The sequence below is a fragment of the Amycolatopsis sp. NPDC005961 genome (genome assembly GCF_040629235.1).
Classification (GTDB): domain Bacteria; phylum Actinomycetota; class Actinomycetes; order Mycobacteriales; family Pseudonocardiaceae; genus Amycolatopsis; species Amycolatopsis camponoti.
On record NZ_JBEXVF010000010.1, the window covers coordinates 187,948 to 201,180 of the forward strand.

Consider the following 13,233-nt stretch of genomic DNA (forward strand, 5'->3'; position numbering starts at 1 on the left):
CCGTGTCGACCCTTCAATCACGCGTGTCGACCTCTGAATCACGCGTGTCGACTCTCCACGCACGTGTAGAGGGCTTGGACGAGGGCCATTTTGCGGGGGTCGTCGCGGATCAGGGGGCCCAGCTGGTTGAGGGTGTAGCCGAAGGCGATGCCGTTTTCCGGATCCGCGGCGCCGGTGGAGCCGCCGAGGCCGTCGTGGCCGAACGCGTTCGGGTTGGGGCCGAAGCCGCGGGCGTCGCTGCCGAGGTAGAAGCCCAGGCCCCACTCGTTCGGCAGGCCGAGCACCGCGTCGATCTCCTTGCCCTGGCTCTCCCGCGCCAGGGCCAGCGCCGACGCGGACAGGAGCCGTCCGTCGATCAGCGCGCCGTAGATCGTCGCGATCGCGCGGGCCGTGCCGTGGCCGTTCAGCGCCGGCATGACGGCGTGGCGGAAAGCCGGTTCGTTCGCGTGGTGGCCCGCGAGCTGCGGGTTGGTCAACGCCGCCTGGGCGACCGGGCCGGCCGCGGCGAAGGCCGTGGCCAGCGCGTTCGCCATCTCTTCGGTCATGACGGGGTCGACGAGGGTCGCGCACCGGTCCAGGTCGGCGTCGGGGCCCAGCCCGATCGAGAAGTCCGCGCCCAGCGGCCCGGCGACCTGCTCGGCGAAGAACTCGCGGATGCCCTGCCCGGCGATCCGCCGCACGACCTCGCCGACGAGCCAGCCGTACGCCAGCGCGTGGTACCCGCCCGCGGAACCCGGTTCGTACAACGGTTCCTGGGCCGCGTACAGCGACGTCATCAGGTCCCAGTCGTACAGCTCCTCGACGGCCACCGGCCGGTCGAGGCCGATCCCGGGGACGCCGGAGCGGTGCGTGAGCAGCCACCGCACGGGGATCTCGCCCTTGCCCGCCGCGGCGAACTCGGGCCAGTACTTCGCGACCGGCGCGTCGACGTCCAGCTCGCCGGCGTCGGCGAGGCGGTGCGCGCAGATCGCGGTCATGCCCTTGGTCGTCGACCAGACGTTGGCCAGCGTGTCCGGCTGCCACGGACGCGCGCGGTCCGGCCCGGACCAGCCACCCCACAGGTCGACGACGACCTCGCCGTGGCGGAGGGCCGTGAACGCGGCGCCCAGCTCGCCGCGCTCGCGGAAGTTCGCTTCGAAGGCTTCGCGCACCGGCTCGAACCCGGGAGCGCACTCGCCGTGCACCGTCGCCGTGGCACCGTCCATGGGATCTCCTCAGCTCGTCGTTGAGCACACCGACCAGTCGGTATGTCGACGCTAAAGGGGGCCGGGCACGCCCGTCAAGGTGTGCCCGGCCGGTGCTTCTTCACGAACTGGCGGCACGAACCGGGCTACTTCAGCCGCGGCACGATCGCGCTGTACTTCTCCAGCAGCGCCGCGTTCGCCTCGTCGCCACCCTCCACATTGGAGCTGCGCCACAGCGGGACGTCGAGGCCCTCGGCCGTCCCGCGGTCGTAGACCTGGGCGAGCACGAGGTTCCACAGGAACGCGTTGACCACAGTGGACAGCGGCGCGGTGCGCGGCGCGTCCGGCGGGTAGCTCGCGTCGCCCGGGATGACCAGCGAGTCCAGCACGACGGTGCCCTGCTCGACCAGCGTGCTCGACGACCGCCGCGGCGCCGCCGCCACGCACGCCCGCGACGTGATCGCGATGACCGCCGCCCCGCGCTCGCGGGCCTCGATGCACAGCTCGACCGGGTACGGGTTCGACCCGGACGTCGAGAACACGACCAGCACGTCGTCCGGCCCCGGCGCGCGCTCGGCCAGCACCTCGGCGGCCAGGCCGGTGCGCCGCTCGGTCTTCGTGCTGCTCACCGCGCCGTGCAGCGGGAGCAGGTCCGGGTGGTACAGCGGATAGACGCAGGCCAGGCCGCCGGCCCGGTAGAACGTCTCGGCGACGGCCGCCAGCGAGTGCCCGGCGCCGGCGGTATAGACCAGTGCGTCGGCCCGGATCACCCCCAGCACCAGATCCGCCGCTTCGCGCACCGCCTCGACGTTGGCCTGCTCGACGTCCGCCAGTTGCTTCGCGACGCTGCCCGAGATGTCCGTGGCGCTCACCACACCCACCCTTCCGTAGGGGACCGGGCGCCGAATCTACCGCGAAGATGGTGGTACGCGGTGGAATAGCCCGGTGGGCGGACGGGGTTGACCCGGATGCGGGTGCGACAGGAGGACGCGGGTGAGCGAAGCGGAACCGGTGGTGTCGGTGTGGCCGGCACGCGGGCGGACCGAAGCGGTCGTGCTCGTGCTCCACGGCGGCGCCGAGCGCGGCACGGGCAGCGTGCCGCCCTGGAAGCTCGCCTACCTGCGGATGGTCCCGATCGCGCGCGCCCTGCACCGGGCCGGCCGCAAGAACGGCGTCGAGGTGCGGCTGCTGCGCAACCGCCGCTACGGCTGGAACGCCCCCGCGATGGACCCCCTCGACGACGCCCGCTGGGCCCTCGAGCGCATCCGCGCCGACCACCCCGGCCTGCCGGTGGTGCTGGTCGGCCATTCCATGGGTGCGCGGGTGGCGCTGCGGGTGGCGGACGACCCGGACGTGCGCGGGGTCTGCGCGCTGGCGCCGTGGACGCCGCGGGGTGAGCCGGTGGACGCCGTCGCGGGGCGGTCGGTGCTCATCGTGCACGGCACCCGCGACCGGATGACCAGCCCCGTGGAGTCGCACGCCTTCGCCGAACGCGCCGAAGGCGTCGCCGCGCGCGTCGCCCGGTTCGAGATCGCCAACGAGGGACACGCGATGCTGCGTCGCTCGTCCGTGTGGACCCGGCTGACGATTGCTTTCACACTGGAAGTGCTCGCCGGGGGCACCGGTGACGAGCTGCGCGGCGCCTGGGCCGCGCCGGGGCCCGAGCGGCTCCGAATACCCGTATAGGACCGCCCCGAACAGGGCATACAGCGAAGCGCGCCGCGGGGGTGCGGCGACTACGATCGTTCACCGGCGTACCAGGCCGGCGGAGGGAGAACCGTGACCACCTCGAGTGTCGACCGCGCTCAGGAAATCCCCGACGAGTCCCGCTGGCCGGGCTTGGCCACCCCGCCGCGGTCCGCGCTGCGCGCGCGGATCGCCGCCACGCTGTTCCGTCGCGCGGTTCGCCCGCTCGACCTGCGGGTGACGTTCCCGGACGGCACCGTGCTCGGCGCCGGCGGGCCCGAATCACCCGAAATGCGCATTCTGCGCCCGGAAGCGTTCTTCCACCGCCTCGGCGTCGACGCCAAGATCGGCTTCGGCGAGTCCTACATGGCCGGCGACTGGACCGCGTCCGACCTGGCCGAGGTGCTGACGCCGTTCGCCGCGCGGATGGCCACCCTCGTGCCGCCGGTGCTGCAGAAGTTCCGGAAGATCGCCGAGCGCACGCAGCCGCCGTCCGAAGAGAACAGCCTCGAGGGCGCGCGGGCCAACATCCACCGCCACTACGACCTGTCCAACGACCTGTTCGGCGCGTTCCTCGACGAATCGATGATGTACTCCTCGGCGCTCTTCGGCCCCGGCGAGGACCTCACCGCCGCTCAGCACCGCAAGATCGACAGCGTGCTGGACTACGCCGGCGTCCGCGAGGGCAGCGAAGTCCTCGAAATCGGTACCGGATGGGGTGAACTCGCCATCCGCGCCGCGGCCCGCGGCGCCCACGTGACGTCACTGACCATTTCGGAGGAACAGCGCGCGCTGGCCACCGAGCGGATCGCCGCGGCCGGGTTCAGCGACCGCGTCGAGGTCAAGCTGTGCGACTACCGCGAGTCGAGCGGGCAGTTCGACGCCGTGGTCAGCGTCGAGATGATCGAGGCCGTCGGCGCGTCGTACTGGCCGACGTTCTACGCCACGATCGGGGAGCGGCTGCGCCCCGGCGGGCGCTTCGGCCTGCAGGCCATCACGATGGACCACGACCGGATGATGGCGTCGTCGCGCGCCTACACCTGGATCCACAAGTACATCTTCCCCGGCGGCATCATCCCGTCGGTCCGCTCGATCGAGGACGGCGTGGTCGCGAACACCCGGCTCAAGCTGGCCGGGATGCGCGAGTTCGGCCAGGACTACGCGCACACGCTACGGTTGTGGCGCGAACGGTTCCTGCACCGCTGGGCCGACATCGCCGGGTTCGGGTTCGACGACGTCTTCCGCCGGATGTGGGAGTTCTACCTGGCCTATTCCGAGGCCGGGTTCCGCTCCGGGTACCTCAAGGTCCACCAGTTCGGCTACGAAGCGACCGGCGAGTAACCGCGCCGGACAACCCGACCCCGGTGCCGCACGTCCCTCTTACGAGGGCGTGCGGTCTACTGACGACGACACGTTTGTCCGGATCGGGATTGGGTGATGGTGATGACGTACCGTGGCGACGACGGCGGGCGCCGGATGCCGCCGCCCCGGCCCGCCGGGCGATCCCGGGACCACCAGCGCGCGCAGATGATGCCGCTGCCCGGGCGCGGCCAGAGCCCGTACGACGAGCGCACCCGCCCGATGGGCACCCGTGAGGACGAGCGGCAGTACGCGCCGCCCCCGACGCGCCAGGACCCGCCCCGGCGCGCGGCCGGCGACGACTACCCGCCGTCCCGGCCGCCGCGCCGGCGTCGCTGGGGCTTCGGCCGGATCCTGCTGACGCTGGCGCTGGTGTTCGTCGTCTTCCTCGCCGGCATCTGGGTCTACCTGGAGTTCTCCATCAAGCGCGTCGACGCGCTCGCCGACTACTCCGGCCGCCCGGTCGCGGCGTCCGGCACCAACTGGCTGGTCGTCGGCTCCGACAGCCGCGAAGGGCTCACGACCGAGGACGAGGAACGCCTGGCCACCGGCGACGTCGCGGCGGCCGGCGGCGGGCAGCGCACCGACACGATCATGGTCGCGCACCTCCCGGACAACTCCACGAAGCCGACCCTGCTGTCGCTGCCGCGCGACTCGCAGGTGGCGATCCCCGGCCACGGCAAGAACAAGATCAACGCGGCGTTCTCGCTGGGCGGGCCGAAGCTGCTCGCGCAGACCGTCGAGGGCGCCACCGGACTGCACATCGACCACTACGCGGAGATCGGCTTCGGCGGGTTCGCCAAGATCGTCGACGCGATCGGCGGTGTCGACATGTGCATCGACAAGGACATGAACGACACGGTCACCGGGATCAGCATCAAGGCCGGCTGCCCGCAGACGCTCGACGGCCGCTCGGCGCTGGGCTTCGTCCGCATGCGCCACAGCGACGCGACGCCGCGCTCGGACCTCGACCGCGTCGCGAACCAGCGCAAGTTCATCGGCGCGCTGGTCAGCCAGATCGCCAGCCCCGGCACGCTGCTCAACCCGTTCCACTTCTTCCCGCTGCTGGGCTCCGGGCCGGACGCGCTGACCATGGACTCCGGCGACCACGTGCACAACCTGGTGGGCCTGGCGATCGCGATGCGCGGGATCTCCTCGGGCGGCGTGGTGACCACGACGGTCCCGGTGACGAACGGGTCGGCGGAGAACTGGGACAAGACCAAGTCGAAGCAGCTGTTCGACGCGCTGAAGAACGACACGGAGATCCCGGACAGCGTCATCGTCAATTAATTCGGGAGCGCTTTCGCACTCGGCCGGGGCACCATGGAAGCCATGGAGACCCCGGCCGAGTCGTACGCCCGTGACGAGTTTTCGCTGACCCGTTGGCAGACCGCCGACGCGGCTGACCTGCTCGCGACGGTCGCCGGGTCCCTGGAGCACCTCGGTGCCTGGCTGATCTGGGCCACGGGTGGCTACACGGCCGGCGACGCCGAGGAGTTCCTGCAGCGCACCCGAAAGCAGTGGGAGACCGGCGAAACCCACGACTTCGCCGTCCGCGCCGACGGGACCATCGCGGGCGCCGTCGGCTTGATGGCCCGGGAAGGCGGCGTCGAGATCGGCTACTGGCTCACGCGGGACGCCACCGGCCGCGGCTTGATGACGCGCGCGGTTTCGCTGCTGACCGACGAGGCGTTCCGGCTCGGCGCCGGGTACGTCGAGATCAAGCACGACGAGCGAAACGTCCGAAGCGGAGCGGTGCCCGCGCGGCTCGGGTTCACGAAAGCGGATGTGGAGCCCATGCAGGCACCCTGGGCACCGTCGTGCAGTGGCACGTACCGCGTGTGGCGGAAGGAGAAGCCGTGAATCCGGTCTTTGCCGGAGTAGTCCAGCCGAGCCACCGGTGGCTGTGCGAGCGACGCGATTTCGTGAACCGGGCCGAGAAGCGCGGGAACCGCGCGGAGGCCCACGAGCACGCGTTCCGGCGGCGCCGGCGTGACCGCCCGAGGGGGTGGCCGTCGGCCGGGGTGCGCCGCCCGCCGGGCTGGCCGCCCCGCGGGTGGCGCCGCTGACCCGCTCAGGAAACCTTGTTGCGCTCGCGCAGCACCTTCAGCGCCTGGTCGGCGTGGACCGTGAAGTTCAGTTCGCTCTTGATCTTCTCGAGCACCTTCCGGTCCTCGCCGATCACGAACGTCGCGCGCTTGGCGTGCAGCGGCAGCAGTTTCCGCCAGACGCCGAACTGCTTGGCGACCTCACCCTCCACATCGGACAGCAGCGGGTAGTCGAAGCCGTTGGCCTCGGAGAACTGGCGCTGCTTGGTGACGCCGTCCGGGCTGATGCCGATGCGGTGCGCGCCGACCTCGGCGAACTCGGCCGCCAGGTCGCGGAAGTGGCAGCTCTCCGCCGTGCAGCCGCCGGTCATCGCGGCCGGGTAGAAGAACAGAACCACCGGGCCGGTGGCCAGGAAGTCCGACAGCGTGCGGTCGGCGCCCTGGTCGTCGGGCAGCGTGAAATCGGGGGCGAGGTCTCCGGCTTCCATGGAGGTCCCTTCTCGTCGGCGGCAGAACCCATCCTGCCGGGTCTTCGGAGCCGCCGCGCACCCGGCTTGGTCCCGCTCCGGATCAGCGGGTGGGGTGCCGGGCGATCAGCTCGTCGACCTCGTCGCCGGTGGCCGAGTCGGTCACGAACGGGCCCCGGGCCGCCAGCACGCCCAGCTGCCGCAGCCGGGCGGCCTGCTCGTGGGTGCGGACGCCCTCCGCGCCCACCCGGAGCTTCAGCTCCCGGGCCCGCGTCACCAGCTGCGTCAGGTGCCGCAGCGCCGGCTCCGGCGGCGCGTCCGAGTCCAGCGCGTCGACCACCGCGCCGGAGAGGATCACGTGGTGGACCGGCAGCCGGTGGCGGGGGATCAGCTCCAGGTCCGCCGAGCCCGTGATCGTCAGCACCAGCTGCGTGCCCAGGTCGGACAGCACCGCGAACGAATCCAGGACCTCGCCGCGCGGGTCGAGGACCGACGCGCGGTCCGTGCACAGCCGCAGCGCGTTGGGCGGCAGCTCGTGCTTGTCCAGCTGCTCCTTCACCAGCAGCACCAGGTCGGGGTCGATCGCCAGCCGGGTCGGCAGCTGGACGCACACGTCCGGGGCCGCCGCGCCGAAGCGCGTCCGCCAGCGGGCCGTCGCCGCCAGGGACTCCGCGAGGAGCCAGCGGCCCAGCGGCACCGTCATGCCCGTGGTCTGGGCGAGCGGGTAGAACTCGTCCGAGCCGAGCTCGCCCTTCTCCGGGTGGTTCCAGCGCAGCCCCGCGTTGACCGCGGCGAGGCGGTCGGGGTCGGCGAGGTTCACCGTCGGCTGGTAGACGAGCGAGAACTCGCCGTTCTCCAGCGCCCCGGCGATCACCGCGCCCAGCTGGTAGCGGCCGCGGTCGCGGGCGTCCAGCTCGGGGTCGAACAGCATCCACTGCGCCTTGCCGGCCTCCTTGGCCCGGTGCAGCGCGATCTCCGCCGCCCGCAGCAGCTCCGCGCCGCCGTCCTCGACGGCCGCGCGCACCACGATGCCCGCGCTCGCGCTCACGCCGATGCCGTGCCCGCCCAGGTAGATCGGCTCGTTGAGGTCTTCCAGCGCCCGTTCGACGAGCTCGACGACCTCGGTGGCGGTCAGCTCGCCCCGCAGCAGCACCGCGAAGCCGTCGCCGGACAGCCGCGCGACGAACCCGTCGTGGTGGCCGGTGAACACCGCCGACAGCTTGCCCGCGACCCCGCGCAGCACCTGGTCGCCGACGCCGGCGCCGAGGCCGTCGTTGACGACCTTGAAGCCGTCGACGTCGAGGTAGATCAGCGCGATGTCGTCGCGCGCGCCGGCGCCGAGCGCCGCTTCGAGCTTGGTGGTGAACGACGACGCGTTGGGCAGCCCGGTCAGCGGGTCGTGCACGTTCTGGTGCAGCAGCCGTTCCTGCAGCAGGTGCAGCTCGTTCGCGTCGGACACCATCAGCACCGGGTAGACCGAGCCCGGCCGGTCGCCGGGCAGCCGGGCGAGGGTGACGTCGGTCCAGAGCTGCCCGTCCTCGGTGTGGTCGAGCAGCATCCGCTCCTGGTAGCGCTCACGCCCGTTGCGGACCTGCTCGAGCCCCGCCTTGAGCCGCGAGACGTCGTGGTCGGTCGAGCCGAGGTCGGTGATGTGGCGCCCCCGCAAGCGGTTCGGCGAGCAGCCGAGGAGCTGGCCGAGCGCGAGGTTGGCCTCCACGATCTCGCCGTCCGGCCCGGCCAGCGCGATCCCCATCGGTGACGCGGCGTACAGCGCCGTGAACCGGTGCAGGGCGCCACCGTGACCCGAGCCGGCGTGGTCGACCGCGTCGTGCGCGATCTCCAGCAGCAGGGGCTCCAGCTCCTCCAGGGGAAGTGTTACTCCTTTGGTGTCGGCCAACGTCGCCGCCCACCGGCGCGCCACGTCCAGCAGTCCTGGCGCGGCACCGGACTCAGGCACACTCCACCTCTTCACGTGCAAGTCAGGCCAGTTCAAGCACGGTGCCAGGGGATCATGAAGCCACACCGGGTACCCCTCGCCCGCGACCGATGCCACGCCATCATGTGTGTAACGGGGTGTCTACCGGCTGAACGAGTGAACGAACATCCACATGCGGTAACTTTTTGTCACACGGCGTATGCAGTGGTGGACGCGGCCGGGGTCAGCGAGGGGTCAGCCGCACCGGGAGACCGTCGGCGGGCACCGGCAGGGACACGTAATCCCACTTCGCGGTGTAACTCTCCGGAACCGACCAGCGGTGGGCGCGCAGCATTTCGTGCATCAGCAACTTCACCTCGAGCCCGCCGAAGTGGAGCCCGATGCACTTGTGCGCGCCGCCCCCGAACGGCATCCACGCCATCCGGTGGGACTTGTCCTCGCGCCGCGGCTCGGCGAACCGCTCGGGGTCGAACTCGAAGGGGTTCGTCCAGCACTCCGGCGAGAAGTGGTTCACCGTGGGCGAGACGCCGCACAGGGTGCCCGCGGGGATGTAGTGGCCGAGCACCTCGGTGTCCTTGACGGTCTGCCGGGTCAGCGTCGGCACCGGCGCGACCAGCCGCAGTGCCTCCTTCATGACGAGGTCGAGGGTTTCCAGCTGGTCGATGGCGTCGATGTCGAGGATGTCGTCGCCGAGGGCGAGGGACTCCTCGCGGGCGCGCTCCTGCCATTCGGGGTGCTTGGCGAGGTAGTACGCCATGGCGCTGCTGGTGATGGTCGTCGTGTCGTGCGCGGCCATCATCAGGAAGATCATGTGGTTGACGATGTCGGTGTCGGTGAACCGGTCGCCGTCCTCGGTGGTGGCGTGGCAGAGCGCGGTGAACAGGTCGTCGCCGTCCGATTTCCGCTTGGCGGGCAGGGTTTCGCTGAAGTAGCGCTCGAGGACCTTGCGCCCGTGCAGCCCGGCCGACCAGCGCCCGCCGGGCACCGGGAAGCGCACCAGCGCGGTGCCGGCGCGCACGGAGCTGACGAACGCGCGGTTGATCCGGTGCGCGTCGCCGCCGCTGCGCATGCCCATGAAGACCCGCGTCGCGACGTCGAGGGTCAGCTGCTTGAGCGCCCAGTACAGCCGGGGCCGCTCGGTCGACCCCCAGCTCGCGACGCCCTCGCGCAGCGCCGGGCCCATCTCGTTGACGTAACCGGTGAGCCGGGAGCGGGTGAAGGCCTCCTGCATGATGCGGCGGTGCAGGTGGTGCTCGCCGAAGTCCATCAGCATCAGGCCGCGCTCGAAGAACTTCTCGATGAAGAACTTCCAGCCCTCCTGCGAGAACGCCTTGTCCTTGTTGACGAGCGCGATCTGCGTCGCCTCGGGTCCGGACAGCGCGACGATCCGCCGGCCGAAGCCGGCGGTCCACGACACCGGGCCGTAGAGCTCGAAGCGGCGCAGGCCGAAGGCGGGGCCGAAGCGCATCATCTCCAGCATGTGCCCGACGACCGGCGGGCCTTCGTCGCCGAGGACGGGCTTGAGGCCGCTGCCCGCGGGCGGCGTCGCCAGTTCCTTGACGGGCCAGCGCGACCGCAGCCAGCGTTCGTCGACCCGGTGGGGGAGGGGAAGCGCGGTCAGCGGCGGCACGCGCTCGCGCAGTGCTTCGGCGGCTCGGCTCACGGTGCCCGGCAAAGTGACCATCTCCTCGTCGAGATCGGCGATCCCTCCACGATGCACCCTTGTTGACGACCTGACAACAGTAGGGCGTGTCCTCTTTTCGGGTGGCTTCTCAGCGCGCCGCGCGGCGGAACTCGCTCGGATTGGCGCCGCGGACCCGCTTGAACGCGGCGCTGAACCCGAACGGATCGGCGTAGCCCACCGCACGGGCGACGTCCGCGACGGTCGTGGCTTCCCGGTCGAGCAGCAGGTCGGCCGCGAGGGCCATGCGGCGGCCGGTGAGGTAGGCCAGCGGCGGCTCCCCGACGAGGTCGGTGAACCGCTTGGCCAGCGTCGAGCGCGACACCCCGGTGCGCCCGGCCAGGCCGGCGACCGTCCAGGGCGCCGCCGGCTCGGCGTGCAGGAGGCGCAGTGCGTGGCCGACCACGGGATCGCGCTGGGCGGTCCACCACGCCGGGGGCTCGCCGCCCGGCCGGTCGAACCACGTGCGCAGCGTGCAGACCAGCAGCCAGTCGAGCAGCCGGTCGAGGACCACCTGCTGACCTGGGGCGTCGACGGCGACCTCGGCGGCGAGGTGGTCGAGGACGGCGTCGCCGGTGCCGCCGCCGTCGACGCGCAGCACGACCGGGAGCGCGTCCAGCAGCTGGCGGCTGATCTCCCCGCCGGCCGGGTACGCGCCGCTGATCAGCGTCGTCGCTCCGCCACCCGGGTCGTGCCAGCCGCGCCGGTGGCGAGTGCCGCCTTCCTCGGGCGCCGCGCAGTGCTCGCCGCACGCGACCGGTTCGGCGCCGGTGCCGGGCTCGTCGACGAAGGTGAACGTCGCCGGGCCGCGCACGACGACCGTCTCGTAGGCGCGCAGCGGCTCGGGTTCGCCCCGCTCCGGCACGATCCAGCCCGCGCCGCTGAGGACGGTGCACAGCGTCAGCGGCGCGCCGTCGACGAAGTGCAGCGCCCACGGCGGGGACAGCGTCGAGCTGCCGAAGAGCGAGCCATGGGCCCGAAGCTCGCGAAACAGGTCGTCCACCTCGGCCAGGTTAGACGAACACGCAGGCAATCCGGCGTTTCACCCATGGGATCGTCCGAGCCGGGCCGGTTCACTGGAGCCATGGACGCACTGACCCCCGAAGACCTCGAGTTCCTCCGCCGCCCGCTGCACGGGTTCCTGACCGTCGCCGGCGGCGAGCCCCGGCCGGTGTGGTTCGAGGCCACCGCCGACGGCACGGTCCAGCTGTTCACCGAACCGGACGCGCTCAAGGTGCGGCGCCTGCGCCGCGACCCGCGTGCGTCGATCGTCGTCGCGGCGCCGGTGGGGGAGCGCGAACGCTGGGTGTCGGTCGCCGGCCGCACCACGCTGGAACCCGAGGGCGCGCACGACCTCGCCGCGCGTCTGGCGGCCCGGTACTGGGACCTCGGCGACCCGGTGCGCGCCGCCGACCTCGCGGAGATCCTGGCCGCGGACCTGCTCCGCGTGGTCATCCACCCGGAGACCGTGCGCCGCTACACGTACTGACCGAAGTAGCCGGAGAGCTTGTCGACGGCGAGGTCGATGTACTCGCGCTTGTCGTACAGGTCGACGTGGCTCGCGCCTTCGATCCAGTGGATCTCCGCGGGGCCGGTGGCGCGCCGGTGGGCCTCCAGCCCCATCCACGCGGTGACGGCGCGCTCGCCGAGGACCTGCAGGATCGGGCGCGGGCCGATCAGCGGGACGGCGTGGAAGACGTCGCTAACGGCCATCTTGTCGACGCTGTCCCAGGTGAGGAACTTCGCGGACCGCTCGTGGTGCCCGCGGGGGCCGCAGTAGTACTCCCAGCCCTCGATGCCGTGCTGCCCGCCGAGCGCGCCGGCCTCCGCGGCGGTCCCGGGGAACATGGTCAGCACGCCGGGGTCCTCGCCGCGGGCGGCGGCCGTGCGGGCCCGCGCGGCCGCGTCGAGCAGGCCCTGGAAGACGGCCGGGTCCTGGGTGCCGTCGGCGCCGTAGCGGAACTGGCGGGCGGGTTCCGCGGTGCACACGGTCGCGACGGCCTTGACCCGGTGGTCACCCGCGGCGGCGGCGAGCGAGTAGCCGCCGGAGGCGCAGATGCCGAGCAGCCCGATCCGATCGGCGTCGACCTCGGGCCGGGTCGTGAGGTACGAGACGGCGGCCTTGAAGTCCTCGATCCGCTGGGCGGGGTCCTCCAGGCCGCGCGGCAGGCCGCCGGACTCGCCCTGGTACGCGGCGTCGAAGGCCAGCGTGACGAAGCCGCGTTCGGCCATCAGCCGCGCGTACGTTCCGGAGGTCTGCTCCTTGACGCCCGTGCCCGGGTGGCCGACCACGAGGGCCGGCCCGGCGGCGACGTCGGGAACGTAGAGGTGCGCGGCGATGTCGAGGCCGGCGCTGGTGAAGGTGACGGTGGTCTTGGTCATGAGGACACCTTCACCCCGGGCCGTGCCGCGGAAAAGCCGCGGGTTCCTGCCTGGGAAGGATCCTTCCCAGGCAGGAACCCGGTGTCGGGGATCAGTCCCAGTCGAGCGCGCCGCCCGACTGGTACTCGATGACGCGGGTCTCGAAGAAGTTCTTCTCCTTCTTCAGGTCCATCGCCTCGGACATCCACGGGAACGGGTTCTCGGTCTCGCCGAAGATCGGCTGGAGGCCGATCTGCTGCGCGCGCCGGTCGGTGATGAAGTGCATGTACTGCTCGCACAGCTGCGCCGACAGGCCGAGCATGCCGCGGGGCATGGTGTCACGCGCATAGTTGACCTCCAGCTCGCACGCGTCCTTCAGCATCCCGCGGACCTCTTCCTGGAACTCGGGCGTCCACAGGTGCGGGTTCTCGATCTTGATCTGGTTGATGCAGTCGATGCCGAAGTTCAGCCGGCCGCGCGGCGCCGTCTTGCGGACATTAGCCTGAATAGG

13 protein-coding genes are annotated in these 13,233 nt (G+C 71.7%); 5 read left to right on the top strand and 8 right to left on the bottom strand.

Going from position 1 to position 13,233, the window contains the following annotated elements; genetic code table 11:
- Positions 1-38 precede the first annotated feature (38 nt).
- Both ABZ342_RS12215 and ABZ342_RS12220 read right to left on the bottom strand, forming a co-directional pair.
- On the bottom strand, positions 39-1,205 hold the full coding sequence (locus ABZ342_RS12215; protein ID WP_360471871.1) for a serine hydrolase domain-containing protein: 1,167 nt from the start codon (positions 1,203-1,205) through the stop codon (positions 39-41).
- A gap of 125 nt (positions 1,206-1,330) precedes the next feature.
- Entirely contained in the window at positions 1,331-2,059 is a 729-nt protein-coding gene (locus ABZ342_RS12220) for an SIS domain-containing protein (RefSeq protein WP_360471874.1), read from the bottom strand.
- Between the two features lie 118 nt (positions 2,060-2,177).
- Here ABZ342_RS12220 and ABZ342_RS12225 point away from each other — a divergent pair, with 118 nt between their 5' ends.
- The 4 genes from ABZ342_RS12225 to ABZ342_RS12240 all read left to right on the top strand — a co-directional run bounded on the left by ABZ342_RS12225 (position 2,178) and on the right by ABZ342_RS12240 (position 6,092).
- The gene (locus ABZ342_RS12225; RefSeq protein WP_360471877.1) at positions 2,178-2,870 is read left to right on the top strand and encodes an alpha/beta fold hydrolase; all 693 of its coding nucleotides are present in this window, start codon (positions 2,178-2,180) and stop codon (positions 2,868-2,870) included.
- Positions 2,871-2,963: 93 nt separating this feature from the next.
- Positions 2,964-4,211, top strand: a complete 1,248-nt coding sequence (locus ABZ342_RS12230) for a cyclopropane-fatty-acyl-phospholipid synthase family protein (RefSeq protein ID WP_360471880.1) — start codon at positions 2,964-2,966, stop codon at positions 4,209-4,211.
- Between the two features lie 96 nt (positions 4,212-4,307).
- Entirely contained in the window at positions 4,308-5,519 is a 1,212-nt protein-coding gene (locus ABZ342_RS12235) for an LCP family protein (RefSeq protein ID WP_360471883.1), read from the top strand.
- Positions 5,520-5,561: 42 nt separating this feature from the next.
- Entirely contained in the window at positions 5,562-6,092 is a 531-nt protein-coding gene (locus ABZ342_RS12240; RefSeq protein ID WP_360471885.1) for a GNAT family N-acetyltransferase, read from the top strand.
- 211 nt (positions 6,093-6,303) lie between these two features.
- Here ABZ342_RS12240 and ABZ342_RS12245 read toward each other — a convergent pair whose 3' ends face one another.
- The 4 genes from ABZ342_RS12245 to ABZ342_RS12260 form a co-directional block, all read right to left on the bottom strand.
- A complete protein-coding gene (locus ABZ342_RS12245) occupies positions 6,304-6,765 on the bottom strand; it encodes a peroxiredoxin (RefSeq protein WP_155542548.1) in 462 nt (153 codons plus the stop codon).
- A gap of 82 nt (positions 6,766-6,847) precedes the next feature.
- Positions 6,848-8,665 carry a diguanylate cyclase gene (locus tag ABZ342_RS12250; protein ID WP_360471926.1) on the bottom strand — a complete coding sequence of 606 codons (1,818 nt, stop codon included), beginning with the start codon at positions 8,663-8,665 and terminating at the stop codon, positions 6,848-6,850.
- 238 nt (positions 8,666-8,903) lie between these two features.
- Positions 8,904-10,364, bottom strand: a complete 1,461-nt coding sequence (locus ABZ342_RS12255) for a cytochrome P450 (RefSeq protein WP_360471929.1) — start codon at positions 10,362-10,364, stop codon at positions 8,904-8,906.
- A gap of 88 nt (positions 10,365-10,452) precedes the next feature.
- Positions 10,453-11,364, bottom strand: coding sequence for an AraC family transcriptional regulator (locus ABZ342_RS12260; protein WP_360471889.1), 912 nt, complete (start codon positions 11,362-11,364; stop codon positions 10,453-10,455).
- An 81-nt stretch (positions 11,365-11,445) separates the two neighbouring features.
- On the opposite strand from ABZ342_RS12260, the gene ABZ342_RS12265 reads away from it, so the two are divergent.
- Positions 11,446-11,850, top strand: coding sequence for a pyridoxamine 5'-phosphate oxidase family protein (locus tag ABZ342_RS12265; protein WP_360471892.1), 405 nt, complete (start codon positions 11,446-11,448; stop codon positions 11,848-11,850).
- Here the strand turns inward: ABZ342_RS12265 and ABZ342_RS12270 are convergent.
- Positions 11,838-12,743 (bottom strand): alpha/beta hydrolase, encoded by a 906-nt coding sequence (locus ABZ342_RS12270; RefSeq protein ID WP_360471895.1) that lies wholly within the window; start codon positions 12,741-12,743, stop codon positions 11,838-11,840. The genes ABZ342_RS12265 and ABZ342_RS12270 overlap by 13 nt on opposite strands.
- Before the next feature lie 91 nt (positions 12,744-12,834).
- Positions 12,835-13,233, bottom strand: a 399-nt coding sequence (locus ABZ342_RS12275) for a ribonucleotide-diphosphate reductase subunit beta (protein WP_360471898.1), incomplete at its 5' end; no start/stop codon positions are given.